The following is a 15,399-nucleotide window of genomic DNA, read 5'->3' as shown; positions in this document are numbered from 1 at the left end:
GAAATTTAAGGCGAGGTTATGAAATACACAAAAAACCTGCACAAGGTCGTCCCGGTCGCATACGATGTGAGCCTTGGGATTTCGATAGTCGTCGCAATCGCCATTGGCGTGGGACTTGGGCTGTGGCTCAAATCCCTAACCGGCTCGTTAATCGTATTTTGGGTTTGCGTGTGCTTTGGTATAGCTGCGGCGTTTTTAAATGTCTATAAGGCGTTTAAGGGGCTAAACGAAAGCCTCAAAGAGCTCGAAGACGATCCCAAATACAAGGCTGCAAAAGAGAATTTCGACGATGATGATTGGGACGAAAAAGAGTGAAAAAAGAAATTTTAAAAATCTACTTGATTTTTGATTTTCTAGTCCTTGCGCTTGGGGGTTTGCTTTGCGTTTTTGGTGCGAAATTTGCCCCATTTTTCGCTAGTTCGCAACTTGGATTTTTCTGCTCGCTTGCGGTTGTGTTTTTTTCGCACAGAGCCTACGCACTGCGCCTCGAAGATGAAATTCGCTCTGGCAAATACGACAAAATCGCTAATGATGAATTTGATGATGAAAATTTAGCCAAGCCCAAAAAAAGCGCGGTCAAATCAAATTTTACCACAGCATTTTTTTCGCCATTTAAAATTTTATCTTACGCTGCGCTAATTTTTGGAATTTGGCTTTTGGCTAAATTTGGACTTTTAAACCCGCTTGCACTAATACTTGGCGTAAGCGTAATCCCGCTAGGGACGCTCATTTTTGCGTTTTGTAATAAAAACTAAAATTTTACTCTACAATTGCAAAGAAATGCGAAGCATTTCCGTAAAAATAAAACCAGCTAAATTTAAAGCGAAGCTTTAAATTTAGCCACTTCTAAGGTTTTACAGGGGAAATTCGCACAGAGCAAAAGGCGTGAACAGCGCTTTTGCGTGCGAATTAAATGCAAGGGGGAGGGGGTAGCGTCTCCAAAACCAGCGTAGCGGTGCAAGGCGGAAGCCGAAGCAGGTTTCTTGCAAGCGCAACGCGCGAAGCAGAGCAAACAAGCGCGCCCTCCCCCTTACAGAGAATTTCAAATTTTGCTTAAAATTTAAAAAATCGTTCAATGCTAAATTTGGGTTGAATTCCGAATTTAAATTTTACTGGATTGCTTCGCTCGTTACACTCGCTCGCAATGACACAGAATTTGCATTTTGGTAATTTTCGCTCGTAGATTGACTTCGCCTACGGCTCGTCCAAATGCCTCTTCGCTTCGCTCGGGTCGCTACGCTCATTTTGCTTCGCTTTCTGCGAAAGCTCGCAATGACAATAGCGAGCAAAATTTACATAATCTGTCATTGCGAGATTTACGAAGTAAATCGAAGCAATCTACGAATTTAAAATTCCCACCGCTAAATTTGCAAAATTACTAACCCGAAATTTTAAAAAACAAAAACAATCAAAACTACACAAAATTTGGCTAAAAATATAAAGAATTATTAATTCAAATTTCGCTAAAATGATGAGTTTTGAAAAGGAATTTTATGGATTACAACACGCTAAAAAAAATATTTTTTAAATTTCAGCCAGAAACTGCACACCATATCGCAGAATTGGGGCTTCGCACACTAAGTGCAGTTCCGTTTGGACTGGAAATTTTAGCCAAAAACACAACCTACAAAGATGAAATTCTAAATCAAAAAATCTGGGGATTAAATTTCGAAAATCCGCTTGGAATCGCCGGTGGATTTGACAAAAATGCAACCATGATTGCCCCAATTTATGCGCTCGGCTACGGATATACTGAGTTTGGCACATTTACGCCAAAACCCCAACCCGGCAACGCCAAACCGCGCCTTTTTCGCCTAGTCGAAGAGGAAAGTATCCAAAACGCAATGGGCTTTAACAACGAGGGCGCCGAGGCTATCGCAGAGCGCGTGCGCAAAATTTACCCAGCCAAATTTCCGCTTGTCGCAAACATTGGCAAAAACAAAATCACGCCAAACGAAAATGCTCTAAGCGATTATGAAATTTTAACTCGCAAATTTGAGAGCCTTTGCGATATTTTCGAAATCAACATTAGCTCGCCAAATACGCCAAATTTGCGCGCTTTGCAAGATGAGAGTTTTATAAAAGAAATTTTATCTATGATGAGAGGCATTACCAAAAAACCAATAATTTTAAAAATCGCCCCCGATATGAGCGCGCAAAAGGCCGTGTCGCTATGCTCGTGCGCCATAGATGCTGGGGCAGATGCCCTACTAATAAATAACACTAGCATTGATTACTCGCTAACGCCCAAAGCAAGGGATTTTGGCGGAATTAGCGGCAAGTTAATCACGCAAAAATCGCGCGAACTATTTCGTGCTGTCGCAAAAGAGCTATTTGGAAAAACAGTGCTTATTAGTTGTGGTGGTATCAGCGACGGCAAAGAAGCCTATACGCGCATAAAAGACGGCGCAAGCCTAGTGCAAATTTTCACAAGTTTTATTTTCAAAGGCCCTAAAATAGCCTATAATATCAACTCCGAGTTAGCTTCACTCTTGCGCCAAGACGGCCTTTCAAATATCACAGAAGCAATCGGTTTAAATTTAAAAAAATGAGGTTTTTATGTTTGCAAAATTCAATAAAATCACGCTAGAAAACGGCTTAGCCGTCTATCACATACCGGTAAATTTAGGTAGCGATGTCATCAGCGTCGATCTATTTTACGATGTGGGCTCAAAGGACGAAGTCATGGGCAAAAGTGGCATAGCCCACATGCTCGAACACCTAAATTTCAAATCCACCAAAAACCGCAAAGCTGGCGAATTTGACGCCATTGTAAAAGGTTTTGGTGGCGTAAATAACGCAAGCACAGGCTTTGATTTCACGCACTATTTCATCAAATGCGAGCGCTCGAATCTAGCCACTTGCCTCGATTTATACGCAGATATCATGGAAAATTTAAAGCTCGAAGAGAGCGAGTTTTTGCCAGAGCGAAATGTGGTTTTAGAAGAGAGGCTTTGGCGCACGGATAACGATCCGTTCGGGTATCTGTTTTTTAGGCTGTATAACAGCGCCTTTGTTTATCACCCATATCACTGGACGCCGATTGGATTTAGAAGCGATATAGAGGGCTGGAAAATCGAGGATATCAGGGAATTTCACGCTAAATTTTATAATCCAAACAACGCAGCACTGCTAATCAGTGGCGATATCGATGAAAAAAGCGCGTTTGAACTAGCCAAAAAGAGCTTTTCGCATATCAAAAATCGCTGCGAAAAATCGCATGTTTGCGCGCCAGAACCAGAGCAAGACGGCGCTAGATTTAATCTCATACACAAAGACTCTCATGTCCAAATCGTGGCAACCGCCTTTAAAATCCCGCCATTTAACCACGCTGACGCAGCCAGCATAAACGCTCTTTGCGACTATCTTGGCGGTATGAAAAGCTCGCTTTTGCAACGAATTTTAGTCGATGAGAAAAAGCTAGCCAACCAAATCGATGTCTATAATCTAGCCAGCAAACATGAAAATTTAATGATAATTTTCGGCGTTTGCAATGCTGGGATTAGCGGCGAGAAGCTAAGAGATGAAATTTTTGCTATCCTAGAAAATGCCAAAAATTCTCAAATCAGCAATGATGAAATCACAAAACTCAAAAATTCAGCCAAATCAAGCCTAATTTACTCCATGGATAGCGCTAGCAAGGTGGCTAGCATTTATGGCTCATATATCATCAGAGGCGATTTGGACGCGCTGTTTAGACTCCAAAGTGATATCGAAAACATCTCAGCGCAAAATTTAAACGAAACTATGAAAAAATATCTCAAATTTAAAAATTCAACCACATTGATTTTACGAAAGGAAAACGATGAATAAAAATGTAATTATCGGTTCAATGACCGCATTAATCACTCCGTTTAAAGATGGCAAACTTGACGAGCAAACCTACGCCAAACTCATAAAACGCCAAATCGATAACGGCATAAATGTCCTAGTCCCTGTCGGCACCACAGGCGAGAGCGCCACATTGACCCACGATGAGCACAAAGTCTGCATAGAAATCGCAGTCGATACCTGCAAAAACACAGGCGTCAAAGTCCTAGCGGGTGCCGGCTCAAACGCCACGCACGAGGCTGTGGATTTAGCTAAATTTGCGCAAGCGCATGGGGCTGATGGAATACTCTCTGTCGCGCCATACTACAACAAACCGACCCAAAAAGGCTTGTATCTGCATTACAAAGAGATTGCAAACTCTATCGAAATTCCAGTGCTTTTATACAATGTCCCGGGTAGAACAGGGTGCAATATCGACACAGAAACCATAATCAAGCTTTTTAACGATTGCGACAACATTTACGGCGTAAAAGAGGCAAGTGGCAGTATCGATAAATGCGTGGATTTGCTAGCGCATGAGCCGAAACTAAGCGTGATTAGTGGCGAGGACGCGATAAACTACCCTATCCTATCAAACGGCGGAAAGGGCGTCATCTCAGTAACTGCAAATTTATTGCCTGATTATATTTCAAAGCTCGTAAATTTCGGACTAAATAGCGATTATATCAAGGCAAAAGAGATTAATGATGATTTGTATGCTATAAACAAAATTCTCTTTTGCGAAAGCAACCCAATCCCGATAAAAGCGGCAATGTATATCGCTGGGCTAATGCCAGCTTTGGAGTATCGCCTGCCGCTTTGCGAGCCTAGCAAGGAAAATTTAGCTAAAATTGAAGCTGTTATGAAACAATACAATATCAAAGGATTTTAATGATAGAAACTATCAACGAATTTAAAGGAAAAACCCTAGTAATCAGCGGTGGAACGCGCGGAATCGGTCGCGCGATTGTTTTGGAATTCGCCAAAGTTGGCGCAAATGTCGCCTTTACCTACAACTCAAACGAAGAGTTAGCCAAAACCCAAGCAGCCGAGTTAGAGAAGGAATTTGGCATTAAAGCAAGGGCGTACGGCTTAAATATCTTAGAGCCAGAGACCTACAAAGAGCTGTTTGAAAAGATCGATGTGGATTTTGATAGAGTGGATTTTTTCATCTCAAATGCCATTATTTCAGGTCGCGCGGTGGCTGGTGGATACACTAAATTTATGAAGCTAAAACCACGCGGGATTAACAATATCTTTACCGCGACCGTAAATGCCTTTGTCGTAGGCTCGCAAGAAGCAGCCAAACGCATGGAAAAGGTAGGCGGTGGCAGTATAATCAGCCTAAGTTCGACTGGAAATTTAGTCTATATCGAGCATTACTCAGGACACGGCACTGCAAAAGCGGCAGTTGAGGCTATGGCAAGATACGCTGCAACCGAGCTTGGCGAGAAAAATATCCGCGTAAATGTCGTAAGTGGCGGACCAATCGAAACAGACGCGCTAAGAGCTTTTACGAATTATGAGGAAGTACGCGACAAAACAGCCGAACTAAGCCCACTTAATCGCATGGGACAGCCGACAGATTTAGCAGGTGCGTGCCTATTTTTGTGTTCGAGCAAGGCTAGTTGGGTTACAGGTCATACATTTATCGTCGATGGCGGAACGACTTTTAAATAAAATTTGGAAAAAATATGTGGAATTTACCAAATATATTAGCAATTTTTAGGGTTTTACTAGCGCCTTTGTTTTTTTATCTCATTTTGCTTGCTGGCAATGCCGATAGTAGCGGTATGGTTGGCGCGGTGCATGTCAGCTGGATAAACTACTTCGCCGCCCTAACCTTCGTAATCGCCTCCGTGACGGACTTTTTCGACGGATTTATCGCTAGAAGCTGGAATCAAATCACCAAATTTGGCGGTATCATCGATCCTCTTGCTGATAAAATGCTAACCTTGGCTGGATTTTTAGGGCTTATGTATATTGATAGAGCGAGCCCATGGGCTGTGTATCTAATCCTAATCCGCGAGTTTTTTATCACAGGGTTTCGCACGGTTATGGTGAGCGAAAATATCAGCGTCTCAGCCTCAATGGCGGGCAAGGTAAAAACGGTATCGCAAATGTTTGCCATAGGATTTTTGACAATGCAGTGGAGTGGCGGAAATTTCTTGCTATGGGTCGCAGTAGCACTCACGCTGTATTCGGGACTAGAATACATTTTAGCCTACGCAAAAAATCACAAAAAAAATGCAAAAGCAACGGAGTGATTTTTGAAAAGCATACTTTTAACCATAGGAATTTTGCTTTGCGGATTGTATTTTTATGGGTTGCATTTTTTTGTAACGATTTTAGCCATTAGCTTTTTGATATTTTTCCACGAGCTTGGCCATTTTAGCGTTGCACGCCTGCTTGGCGTGGGCGTAAATGTATTTAGCGTGGGCTTTGGCGAGAAAATTTACACCAAACAAATCGGCGCGACACAGTATTGCATAAGCGCAATCCCGCTTGGCGGATATGTCAGCCTAAAAGGTCAAGAGGATTTAGATCCAAGTGCGAAAAATTTCGACCCCGATAGCTACAACACCAAAGGCCCGCTAGCGCGCATTGCCATACTTGTGGCAGGACCTGCGTTTAATATAATTTTAGCGTTTTTAATCTACATTAGCCTAGGCTATATCGGCGTAGAGCGTATCGCGCCAATCGTAGGCGCAGTGAGCGAAAACTCAGCCGCACAAAACGCTGGAATCATGGTCGGCGATGAAATTTTATCAATAAATGGCGCGCAAATCAGGGAGTGGGACGATATCTCCAAAAATGTCGTAGGCGGGGATTTAAACCTGCAAATCAAGCGCGCAGGCGAAATCAAAAATCTAAATTTAACCCCAAAAATGGGCGAGAAACTAAACATTTGGCGAGAGCGTATCCAAACCCCGCTAATAGGAATTTCTCCCGGAAAAGAGCCCAAATATATCACGCTTTATCACACGGGCGCTAGCTCGCTTGGCTTCGCGCTAAATGAGACAATCCAATCGAGCAAAATCATCTTAGTTGGGCTCGAAAAGCTCGTCTCAGGCGTCGTATCTCCCAAAGAAATGGGCGGAATCGTCGCTATCACCGATATCACAACCAAGGCCGTAAGCTACGGAGCTTCGGTAGTTTTGCTCCTTGTCGCACTGATTTCTGTGAATTTAGGCATAATAAATCTCTTCCCAATCCCAGCTCTTGATGGCGGACATATTTTGTTTAACCTAATCGAGCTTGTGTTTCGCCGCCCAGTGCCAGAGAAGGTTTTCATCGGCGCTAGCTACGCTGGAATCGCGATTTTGGCAATGCTGATGATATTTACGATAGTAAATGACTTCGCGCGCATGCTAGGATTTTATCAATGAATCTAGCGCAAATTTTAGAGCGCATAGACAGCGCAAAAATTTCATCAGGCGCGCAGAGCGTGCGTCTAATCGCTGTGAGCAAAAATGTAGATACTGACGCGGTGGAAAATCTCTACTCGCAGGGGCAAATCGAATTTGGCGAAAACCGCGTCCAAGAAATGAAGCGAAAATGCGAAATTTTAAGCGACCTTCCCCTAAAATGGCACTTCATTGGCTCACTGCAAAGTAATAAAATAAATCATTTGCTTTCCCTGCGCCCTACTCTGTGGCAAAGTTGCAACTCTTATGAGCTAGCTACTGCTGTAAATAAACGGCTAAATTTCACGCTAGATACGCTTTTGGAGATAAACTCAGCTGGCGAAAGTAGCAAAAGCGGGATAGAAATTTCACGCGCCGTCGATGAGTATCTAAAAATAAAAGAAGAGTGCAAAAACCTAAATTTATGCGGTGTGATGAGTATCGGAGCGCACTCGGACGACTTGGGCGAAATACAAAAAAGCTTTGAAACCACTTACAAAATTTTTGAAAATTTGCGACCACACGGCGCAAAAATCTGCTCAATGGGCATGAGCGATGACTTCGAACTCGCCATAAAATGCGGGTCAAATATGGTGCGTTTAGGGCGAATTTTGTATCGATGAAAAACGATATCGTAATATTTTTGCTAGGCATTTGCTGTATAGCGTTTCCAGCCCATGATAATTTGTTCATCTGCTTTGAAATTTTGCTTTTTAATATTCTAGCTTGCGCCCTATTTATAGCGATTGCGTATAAATTTCAAATCTTGCAAAAACGCTACTTCGCGTTATTTTTTTTGATTTTGGCAAATCTTGCAACATTGGCGAATATCTGGGGGATGCCGTGGCCTTCTAACGGATACGAAGGCACTATCGTCCGAATCGAGATTTTCAAGGCAATTTCGGTTTTTAACTTTTGGCTAGTTTATGCTGGATTTTGGCTCTTAGCGGTGCCGATTGTCATCTATATATTCTTTTTGGATCTGCTTGGCAGAATTAGCCTAAAAATACTTTCTAGCAAAAAATCTATCCAAAATTCGAATATTTAAAACAAAATTCTGCAAATTTGGCTAGTGTTTGTGAAAAAACGAATTTCGCCGTGCGAATTAGCTAAAATTCGGCATTTCACACGGCAAGTAAATTTACAAAATCTCTTTTCTTAGCTCGCTAGGGGTTTTTGGCGAGATTAGAGCAGGTGCGATGTCAAAAATGCTAAACGCACCGCTTTTGCCGTCCTTATGAAGTCTATACGCCGCTCTTGCATAAGCCACAAGCACGCTAGCTGTAAATTCAGGGTTTGAATCAAGTTTTAGGCTAAATTCGATTAAATGTTTTGTCTCGCCGTGCTCTCCTGTGCTACCGCTTCTTAGCACGAAGCCACCATGCGGGATTCCGCCGTGTTCGCGTTTTAATGTCTCTAAGTCGATAAAATGCACGGTCGTATCATAATCAGCGAAATAATTTGGCATTGTTTTGATTTCGTTTTCGATTTTCGCCTTGTCTGCGCCGTCTTCGGCGACCACGAAGCACTCACGCAAATGCTTTTCTCTCGTGCTTAAATTTGGATTTTCTCCGGCTCTGACACTCGCCAACGCGCTTTCTATCGGCACAGTGTATTGTCTAGCATCGACTACACCTTTGATTCGGCGGATAGCGTCAGAATGCCCTTGGCTCACACCTTTGCCCCAAAATGTGTAGCTCTCGCCACTTTCTAGCACGCTTTCGCCCACAAGGCGATTTAGCGAAAACAGACCCGGATCCCAGCCAATAGCGATAATGCCAACATTTCCGCCACTTTTGGCTGCGTTATCGACATTTGCGAAGTGTTCAGGGATTTTAGCGTGTGTATCGAAGCTATCGACAACGCAGAAGTTTTTCGCAAACTCTGGCGTTTGTGTCGGCAAATCAGTCGCCGAGCCACCGCAAAGCACCAAAACATCGAATTTGCCTTTGAAATTTAAAATCTCATCTATGCTATAAACACTCGCGCCGCAGGTTTTCACACTAGCTGGCTCACGCCTAGAAAATACGCCGAAAACTTCCATATCGCTTGTGTTTCGCACGGCTAGTTCGACGCCACGACCTAAATTTCCATAACCTAAAATTCCTACTTTGATTTTACTCATTTTTTATCCTTTTTATTAAATTTTATTTCTGAATTTTGCCTATTTTTGGCTTTCACGGCACCATCTCAAATCGCCAAAATCGTTTTGAAAAACCAAAAAATATCATAAAATTTCCTATTTTTTAAACATAAAATACACAGCCAAAACTAGGAAAACAAAGCTTATAATGTGGTTTATGCGAAAGGCTTCGCTTTTGAAAATCAGCAGTGCAAACACGCTAAAAACGCTAAGTGTGATGACTTCTTGCATGACTTTTAGTTGCCAAATGTCAAACGAACCGCCGTTGCCGATGTAGCCGTATTTATTCGCCGGGATTAGCAGGCAATACTCGAAAAACGCCACGCACCAGCCAAAGAGAATAATCCCAAAAAGCCCAAGGTTGCTAAAAAACGGGATTTTGGTAAATTTCAGGTGCGCATACCACGCAATCGTCATCAAAACATTTGAAAAAATCAGTAAAATTATGGTGTAGTATGGTTTCATTAGCTACTCCACTGCATTTAATAATTTCTCATTATAATCAAGCATTGTTGTTTGCTTTTCAATACTATATAAAATTTCTTTATCTTTTTCACACTTTACTGGAATATCTTTAAAATCGCTAAATACAGCAGTTGTGCCTTCAAAATTTAGTTTAATATTTCTATTTTTATTATGTGTTATTTTGGCATGCGAATATGCATCTATATAAACTAAATTTTTCCAATTATCAATTACTTTGTATTCTTGTTTATTTCTGGCAAAACATAATGGTACAATATGGTGAAGTTCAAAGCCATTTGTTTTTGATACTTTATGTTCTTTGAAATAGTTTTGTTTTTCTTGCAAGCTTCTTTTTAGTTTTGAACTATCATCGTAAATTGCATCGCTACCAACTCTAATATATAAACGATTTTCTTCTCTATCCCATTCAAAATAAACCATTTGGTTTAAAAGACTAAAAATTTGTTGCGTTTCATTTATCCAATTATGAAAATCTCGCTTATCTTTTTTTGTTCCAGCAAAGCTATTTGGGATACAATATTCTTTAACTAATTCTATGAGTTTTTCTTTTGTAAATTTGCTCATAGCTCTAAATTCTCTTATAAATTCGATTATATTTTCTTTCGAATAAAATACATTATCCAATTTTTGATATATAAAATTAGCAAAAAACAGCATTTCAAATTCGCTAATATAATTTTTTTGAAGTTCTAAGCATATATCTAAAATATCTTCGCCAAGACCATTAAATAAAGATTCTAATGCTCTTGTGAAAAGTAAATTTTGCGTAAAAATATCTTTCGCTCTTAATAATTCTAATCCAAATTCCGAAATTTGCACATATTTTTTAGTTCCACTAGCAAAAGGTTCTAAAATTTCTTTTTTTGCATTAAAACGATTTATTAGTCCCATTCTATGCATATCTACAAAAATATTTTTGCGTAATGAATCTTGTGTGCAACGACATAACTTATTTGATATATTGTTTGTTAAATTTGCATATTTTTCTTCGCCAATTATATTATTTGGTCGTTTGCTTAAATCAGTAGTACGAATTTGAAGTAAATCTGTATTGGCTACCGAATAAAGTTCTTCTAGTATAACTAAAATTTCTTTTATGGTATAACGATTATGTTGTGAAATAACAATTCCACGATAATCATCGACTTGTAATCTTTTAACCAAAAATTTCAAGCATTCTTTGCTCGGGTCTAAATTCAATATGTCTTGTAAGATTTTTGTCATTTCCTACTCCTTTTTCTAAATTTAAGCTTTTATCCACAAATTCAATATTTTGTTCGCAGCCGATATAATTTCGCCCCAAATCCCTTGCAACCACACTTGTAATGCCAGTTCCGCTGAATAAATCTAAAACTAAATCATTTTCTTTGCTACTTGCTTTTATCATCCGTTCTATCATCTCTCTTGGCTTTGGCGTGGCGTGATTTTGTTTAGTAACTTTTCCGTTTATTTTATTTTTATGGCGTGTTGAAACTATCTCCCAAACATCAGGGCAAAGTCTGCCGTTTGGATTAGGATACCACCTTTTGCCATTTTTCAAAATTCCTTTTTTAGCTGCCGCTGCAATTCTATCTGTTGATAAATACGGAATTCTAATGCTCTCGCAGTCAAAATAATAATCTTTTTGGCTCATTGTATAAAATAAAATGCTTTCTTGGTTATTATTAAATTTTCTTTTACTTGCACTCATTCCGTCTTTTTTATACCAAGTAATAAAATTTTGAAAAAATACCTTTTTATCTCTTAGATGATTTAAAAACAAAGCTGAGTTATATGGCGTATTAAATATATAAAAACTTGCATTTGGTTTTAGTTTTGTAATCATTTTATCAATCCAAGCAAAACTAAATTCTAAAAATACTTGTTCGCTTTTAAATTTATCCCAATCTGCAACTTTTAAATTATATGGAGGGTCAATTATCGCTAAATCACAACAATTATCTGGCAATTTATCTAAAAATTTAAAAATATCGCAAATATAAATTTTATTTGTTTGCATTGTTTAATTTCTCGCTTATTATATCTTTGTAATACTCATATAATTCATAACCGACAAAATTTCTATCAAGTTCTTTTGCAACTTTTAGCGTAGTTCCGCTTCCAGTGAATGGGTCTAAGATTATATCGCCAACAAAAGAATAAAGTTTTATTAAACGATAAGGAATTTGTTCTGGCATAATCGCTGGGTGTTTGCCAAAAGCAATATCGTTTTTATTTGGAATAGGAATATTCCAAATTTGTTTTGTAAATTCAACCCACTCTTGTTGTGCTAGTTTGCTTTGTTCTTTAATTTCAGGTCTTACAAAAGTAGATTTTCCATCTTTTACAAAAATAGTAATAAATTCGCTTGTATTTTGAGCGTAAAAATTTCTAGGATACGGATAACTTCCAAACATTAAATTCTTACTTGTATTTGTTCTATTCCAAATGTATAAATCTAAAAGAAAGAATTTAGTATTGTGTAAAATGCTGTGCTGAATATCGCTTTGTAAATCGAAAATATGGCGATTATAATGTGTAGTTAAATCTTTTTTAAGCATAGGCATTAAAGGGACATTTATGCAAAGTTTTCCGTTTGGTTTAAGCACCCTAAAACACTCTTTCCAAACCTTTAAAAGCCCTTTTATATAATCATCATAGCTTTTTAAATTTCCCAAATCAGCAATGTTGCTTTTAGAGTGAATTTCGTTTTGGTAGCCGTTTTTTGAATAATCTTTTATATTAAAATACGGCGGACTTGTAATAATCAAATCCACGCAACAATCTGGAATTTCAGACATTTTTTCCGATGATTTATAAAAAACTTGATTTAGAAAATTTGCTGGTTTTAAATTCATTTATGAATTCACTCCCAAATTTGCAAGTTCCCCGCAAACTTTATTAAATTGCTCTTTTGCGTTTGCTAAGCCGTTGCGATTGGTTTCGATGACGCTAGCAGGGGCTGATGCCATAAATTTCTCATTTCCTAGCATATTTTCTAGCTTTGTGATTTCCTTTTCAAGCTTGGTTTTTTGCGAATTCAAGCGATTGATGATAGGGTTTAGATCCACGCCTTCAAGTGCGACAAAGCTTTCTAAATTCGCGCTCACATCACGCACGGCATTTGCCACAGGGGCGCTTACAAACTCGATTTCATCGCATTTGGCAAGGGTTTTGATATAATCTTTCGCCCCGCTTAAATCAAATGGGCTTAGCACAAAAGCCTTTGCGATTTTGGCATTTCCTAAATCAATCGTCGCTTTTGCCCTGCGAATGCTCACAATTGCTTCAATCACGCGCTCAAAAAGCTTTTCGATTTGCTCATTTTGCGCCGAAGTTTTTGGGTATCTCATCATGGTTACGGATTCTCCGCTCTCCAAAGAAGTCCCGCTTAGCTCATGGTAGAGATACTCGCTGATAAACGGCATAAATGGGCTAAGTAGCTTCAAAGCTTCTTTAAAAATCATACCAAGCTCAGGGATTGCAGCCTTGTTTGCTTTGCTAAGCTCAATACCCCAGTCGCAAAATTCGTCCCAGAAAAATTTGTATAAATCAGTCGCAGCGTCGTTGAAGCGGTATGCGTCGAGATTTGCCCTGACCGAATTTGCACACGCCTTAAAACGGCTTAGCATATACTCTCCAAGCTTCGTTTTAACCAAATTTTCGTCCAAATCACCGAATTTAGCCGAATTTAAAAGCAAAAATTTACTTGCGTTGTAAAGTTTATTTACGAAATTTCGATAAATCAAAAGCTTATCGTCGCTTAGGCGCAGATCCCGTCCCTGCACGCACAAAACGGTCAGTGTAAATCGCAAAATATCGGCTGAATATTCATCGATTTTATCGAGCGGATCGACGATATTTTTGCTTGATTTGCTCATTTTTTTGCCGTCTTTGTCCTTAACTAGGGCGTGAAGATAGACATCGTGAAATGGCAGTTTGGCAGTAGCATTTTCGCATTGGAAAAACATTCTTGCAACCCAAAAGAAAAGTATGTCAAAGCCCGTAATCAGCATAGTATTTGGGTAAAATTCCTCCAAATCACTCTCATGCCATTTTTCATCTTTTAGCGCATCGCCGTTGCCCCAGCCAAGTGTAGAAATCGGCCACAAGCCACTTGAAAACCAAGTATCAAGGACATCTGGGTCTTGCGTAAATTTCGCACTTCCGCATTTTGGGCATTTGCTTGGGCTTTCATTTTCGTCCGCCCACTCATGTCCGCACTCGCAGTAAAACACAGGAATTCTGTGTCCCCACCAAAGCTGACGGCTAATGCACCAGTCTTTTAACTCTCTCATCCACGCATTAAAGCTGTTTATCCAGTGCGCTGGGAAAAACTCAGCTCCGCCGTCATTTACCATTTTTATGGCATTTTTAGCGATGTCTGATTTGACAAACCATTGCTTTGAGATATACGGCTCGACGACATTTTTACAGCGGTAACAATACCCGACTTGATTTTCGTAATCTTCGATTTTTTCGATAAAGCCCAGCTCATCAAGTTTTGCGACGATTTTATCTCTGGCTTCAAGGCGTTCAAGTCCAGCAAATTCGCCACAATATTCGTTTAAAATTCCCTTTTCGTCAAAGATTGTGATGAATTCCAAATCGTGGCGATTGCCGACTTCGTAGTCGTTTTGATCGTGAGCTGGTGTTACTTTTACGCAGCCTGTTCCAAAAGCCATATCGACATGCTCGTCGGCGATGATTTTGATTTTTCGCCCTATAATAGGGAGTTCTACAAATTTTCCGATTAAATTTTTATAGCGTTCATCATTTGGATTTACCATTACCGCCGTATCGCCAAAGTAAGTTTCAGGGCGCGTTGTAGCCACAACTATAAATTTATCTTTTTCGCCGTCCAAATAATATCGCACATAATAAAGTTTGCCTTTATTTGCCTTGTGTTCGACTTCGACATCGCTTAGGGCACCGTCGTGAGTACACCAATTCACCATATAATTGCCACGCACGATTAAGCCCTTTTCGTATAAATTTACAAAGGCTTTTCGCACGGCGTTTTTAAGCCCGTCATCCATAGTAAATCTCTCTCTACTCCACGCTGGACCCACGCCAAGACGGCGGATTTGGCGAACTATCGTACCGCCACTTTGTTCCTTCCATTTCCAAACATGTTTTAAAAACTCATCTCTGCCGATTTCTTCTTTTTTTATGCCTTTGGCTAGAAGTTCGCGTTCGACGACATTTTGAGTGGCGATTCCAGCGTGATCAAGCCCTGGTTGATAAAGTGCTTTGTATCCGTCCATGCGTTTATAACGCGTCATAATGTCTTGGAGTGTGCAAGTAAGCGAGTGTCCTATGTGCAAAACGCCAGTTACATTAGGAGGTGGCATCATAATGCAAAATGTTTTGCCTTTTTCTTGGATATTTTTGTTGCCGTCGATCTCGAAATAACCGCGTTCTTCCCAAATTTTATAAAATTTTTCTTCAACTTCTTTTGGATTGTAAAAATCTGCCATTTTAACTGCCTTTTTATTTGATTTTAAAAACTAATGATTATAGTTAAATTTCACTAAAAACCAGTTAAAATTCGAAATTTTATCGCCAAATTTG

17 protein-coding genes are annotated in these 15,399 nt (G+C 39.7%); 11 read left to right on the top strand and 6 right to left on the bottom strand.

Annotated elements, in window-relative coordinates; translation table 11 throughout:
* Positions 1-18 precede the first annotated feature (18 nt).
* From OFN73_RS04535 to OFN73_RS04485, 11 genes are all read left to right on the top strand, one after another.
* On the top strand, positions 19-315 hold the full coding sequence (locus tag OFN73_RS04535; protein WP_270859456.1) for an AtpZ/AtpI family protein: 297 nt from the start codon (positions 19-21) through the stop codon (positions 313-315).
* Entirely contained in the window at positions 312-755 is a 444-nt protein-coding gene (locus tag OFN73_RS04530; RefSeq protein ID WP_270862421.1) for a hypothetical protein, read from the top strand. Before OFN73_RS04535 ends, OFN73_RS04530 begins: the two co-directional genes overlap by 4 nt.
* Positions 756-913: 158 nt before the next feature.
* Positions 914-1,057, top strand: a complete 144-nt coding sequence (locus OFN73_RS04525; protein WP_270862420.1) for a hypothetical protein — start codon at positions 914-916, stop codon at positions 1,055-1,057.
* Between the two features lie 436 nt (positions 1,058-1,493).
* Positions 1,494-2,552, top strand: coding sequence for a quinone-dependent dihydroorotate dehydrogenase (locus tag OFN73_RS04520; protein WP_270862419.1), 1,059 nt, complete (start codon positions 1,494-1,496; stop codon positions 2,550-2,552).
* Between the two features lie 7 nt (positions 2,553-2,559).
* Positions 2,560-3,813 (top strand): M16 family metallopeptidase, encoded by a 1,254-nt coding sequence (locus OFN73_RS04515; RefSeq protein WP_270862418.1) that lies wholly within the window; start codon positions 2,560-2,562, stop codon positions 3,811-3,813.
* Complete coding sequence (gene dapA / locus OFN73_RS04510; RefSeq protein ID WP_270859452.1) at positions 3,806-4,702, top strand: 4-hydroxy-tetrahydrodipicolinate synthase; 897 nt, start codon at positions 3,806-3,808, stop codon at positions 4,700-4,702. Before OFN73_RS04515 ends, dapA begins: the two co-directional genes overlap by 8 nt.
* Entirely contained in the window at positions 4,702-5,490 is a 789-nt protein-coding gene (locus OFN73_RS04505; RefSeq protein ID WP_270862417.1) for an enoyl-ACP reductase, read from the top strand. Before dapA ends, OFN73_RS04505 begins: the two co-directional genes overlap by 1 nt.
* A 14-nt stretch (positions 5,491-5,504) precedes the next feature.
* Positions 5,505-6,077 (top strand): CDP-diacylglycerol--glycerol-3-phosphate 3-phosphatidyltransferase, encoded by a 573-nt coding sequence (gene pgsA, locus OFN73_RS04500; RefSeq protein WP_270862416.1) that lies wholly within the window; start codon positions 5,505-5,507, stop codon positions 6,075-6,077.
* A 3-nt stretch (positions 6,078-6,080) separates the two neighbouring features.
* Complete coding sequence (gene rseP, locus OFN73_RS04495; protein WP_270862415.1) at positions 6,081-7,199, top strand: RIP metalloprotease RseP; 1,119 nt, start codon at positions 6,081-6,083, stop codon at positions 7,197-7,199.
* The gene (locus tag OFN73_RS04490) at positions 7,196-7,840 is read left to right on the top strand and encodes a YggS family pyridoxal phosphate-dependent enzyme (protein WP_270862414.1); all 645 of its coding nucleotides are present in this window, start codon (positions 7,196-7,198) and stop codon (positions 7,838-7,840) included. Before rseP ends, OFN73_RS04490 begins: the two co-directional genes overlap by 4 nt.
* Positions 7,837-8,265 (top strand): hypothetical protein, encoded by a 429-nt coding sequence (locus tag OFN73_RS04485; protein ID WP_270862413.1) that lies wholly within the window; start codon positions 7,837-7,839, stop codon positions 8,263-8,265. The genes OFN73_RS04490 and OFN73_RS04485 overlap by 4 nt, the downstream gene beginning before the upstream one ends.
* 93 nt (positions 8,266-8,358) lie before the next feature.
* Here OFN73_RS04485 and OFN73_RS04480 read toward each other — a convergent pair whose 3' ends face one another.
* The 6 genes from OFN73_RS04480 to OFN73_RS04455 form a co-directional block, all read right to left on the bottom strand.
* Positions 8,359-9,342, bottom strand: a complete 984-nt coding sequence (locus OFN73_RS04480; RefSeq protein WP_270862412.1) for a diaminopimelate dehydrogenase — start codon at positions 9,340-9,342, stop codon at positions 8,359-8,361.
* Between the two features lie 114 nt (positions 9,343-9,456).
* Entirely contained in the window at positions 9,457-9,825 is a 369-nt protein-coding gene (locus OFN73_RS04475) for a DMT family protein (protein ID WP_270859445.1), read from the bottom strand.
* Between the two features lie 3 nt (positions 9,826-9,828).
* Positions 9,829-11,070, bottom strand: a complete 1,242-nt coding sequence (locus tag OFN73_RS04470; protein ID WP_270862411.1) for a restriction endonuclease subunit R — start codon at positions 11,068-11,070, stop codon at positions 9,829-9,831.
* Complete coding sequence (locus OFN73_RS04465) at positions 11,003-11,845, bottom strand: DNA-methyltransferase (protein WP_270862410.1); 843 nt, start codon at positions 11,843-11,845, stop codon at positions 11,003-11,005. Before OFN73_RS04465 ends, OFN73_RS04470 begins: the two co-directional genes overlap by 68 nt.
* Positions 11,832-12,626, bottom strand: coding sequence for a DNA-methyltransferase (locus tag OFN73_RS04460; protein ID WP_270862523.1), 795 nt, complete (start codon positions 12,624-12,626; stop codon positions 11,832-11,834). The genes OFN73_RS04465 and OFN73_RS04460 overlap by 14 nt, the downstream gene beginning before the upstream one ends.
* A 57-nt stretch (positions 12,627-12,683) precedes the next feature.
* Positions 12,684-15,305 (bottom strand): valine--tRNA ligase, encoded by a 2,622-nt coding sequence (locus OFN73_RS04455; protein WP_270862409.1) that lies wholly within the window; start codon positions 15,303-15,305, stop codon positions 12,684-12,686.
* Between the last annotated feature and the right edge of the window lie 94 nt (positions 15,306-15,399).

The organism is Campylobacter sp. JMF_14 EL1 (assembly GCF_027737585.1).
GTDB lineage: Bacteria > Campylobacterota > Campylobacteria > Campylobacterales > Campylobacteraceae > Campylobacter_B.
Note: the sequence above shows the minus strand (reverse complement) of the source record. Positions and strands in the feature narration are given on the sequence as shown.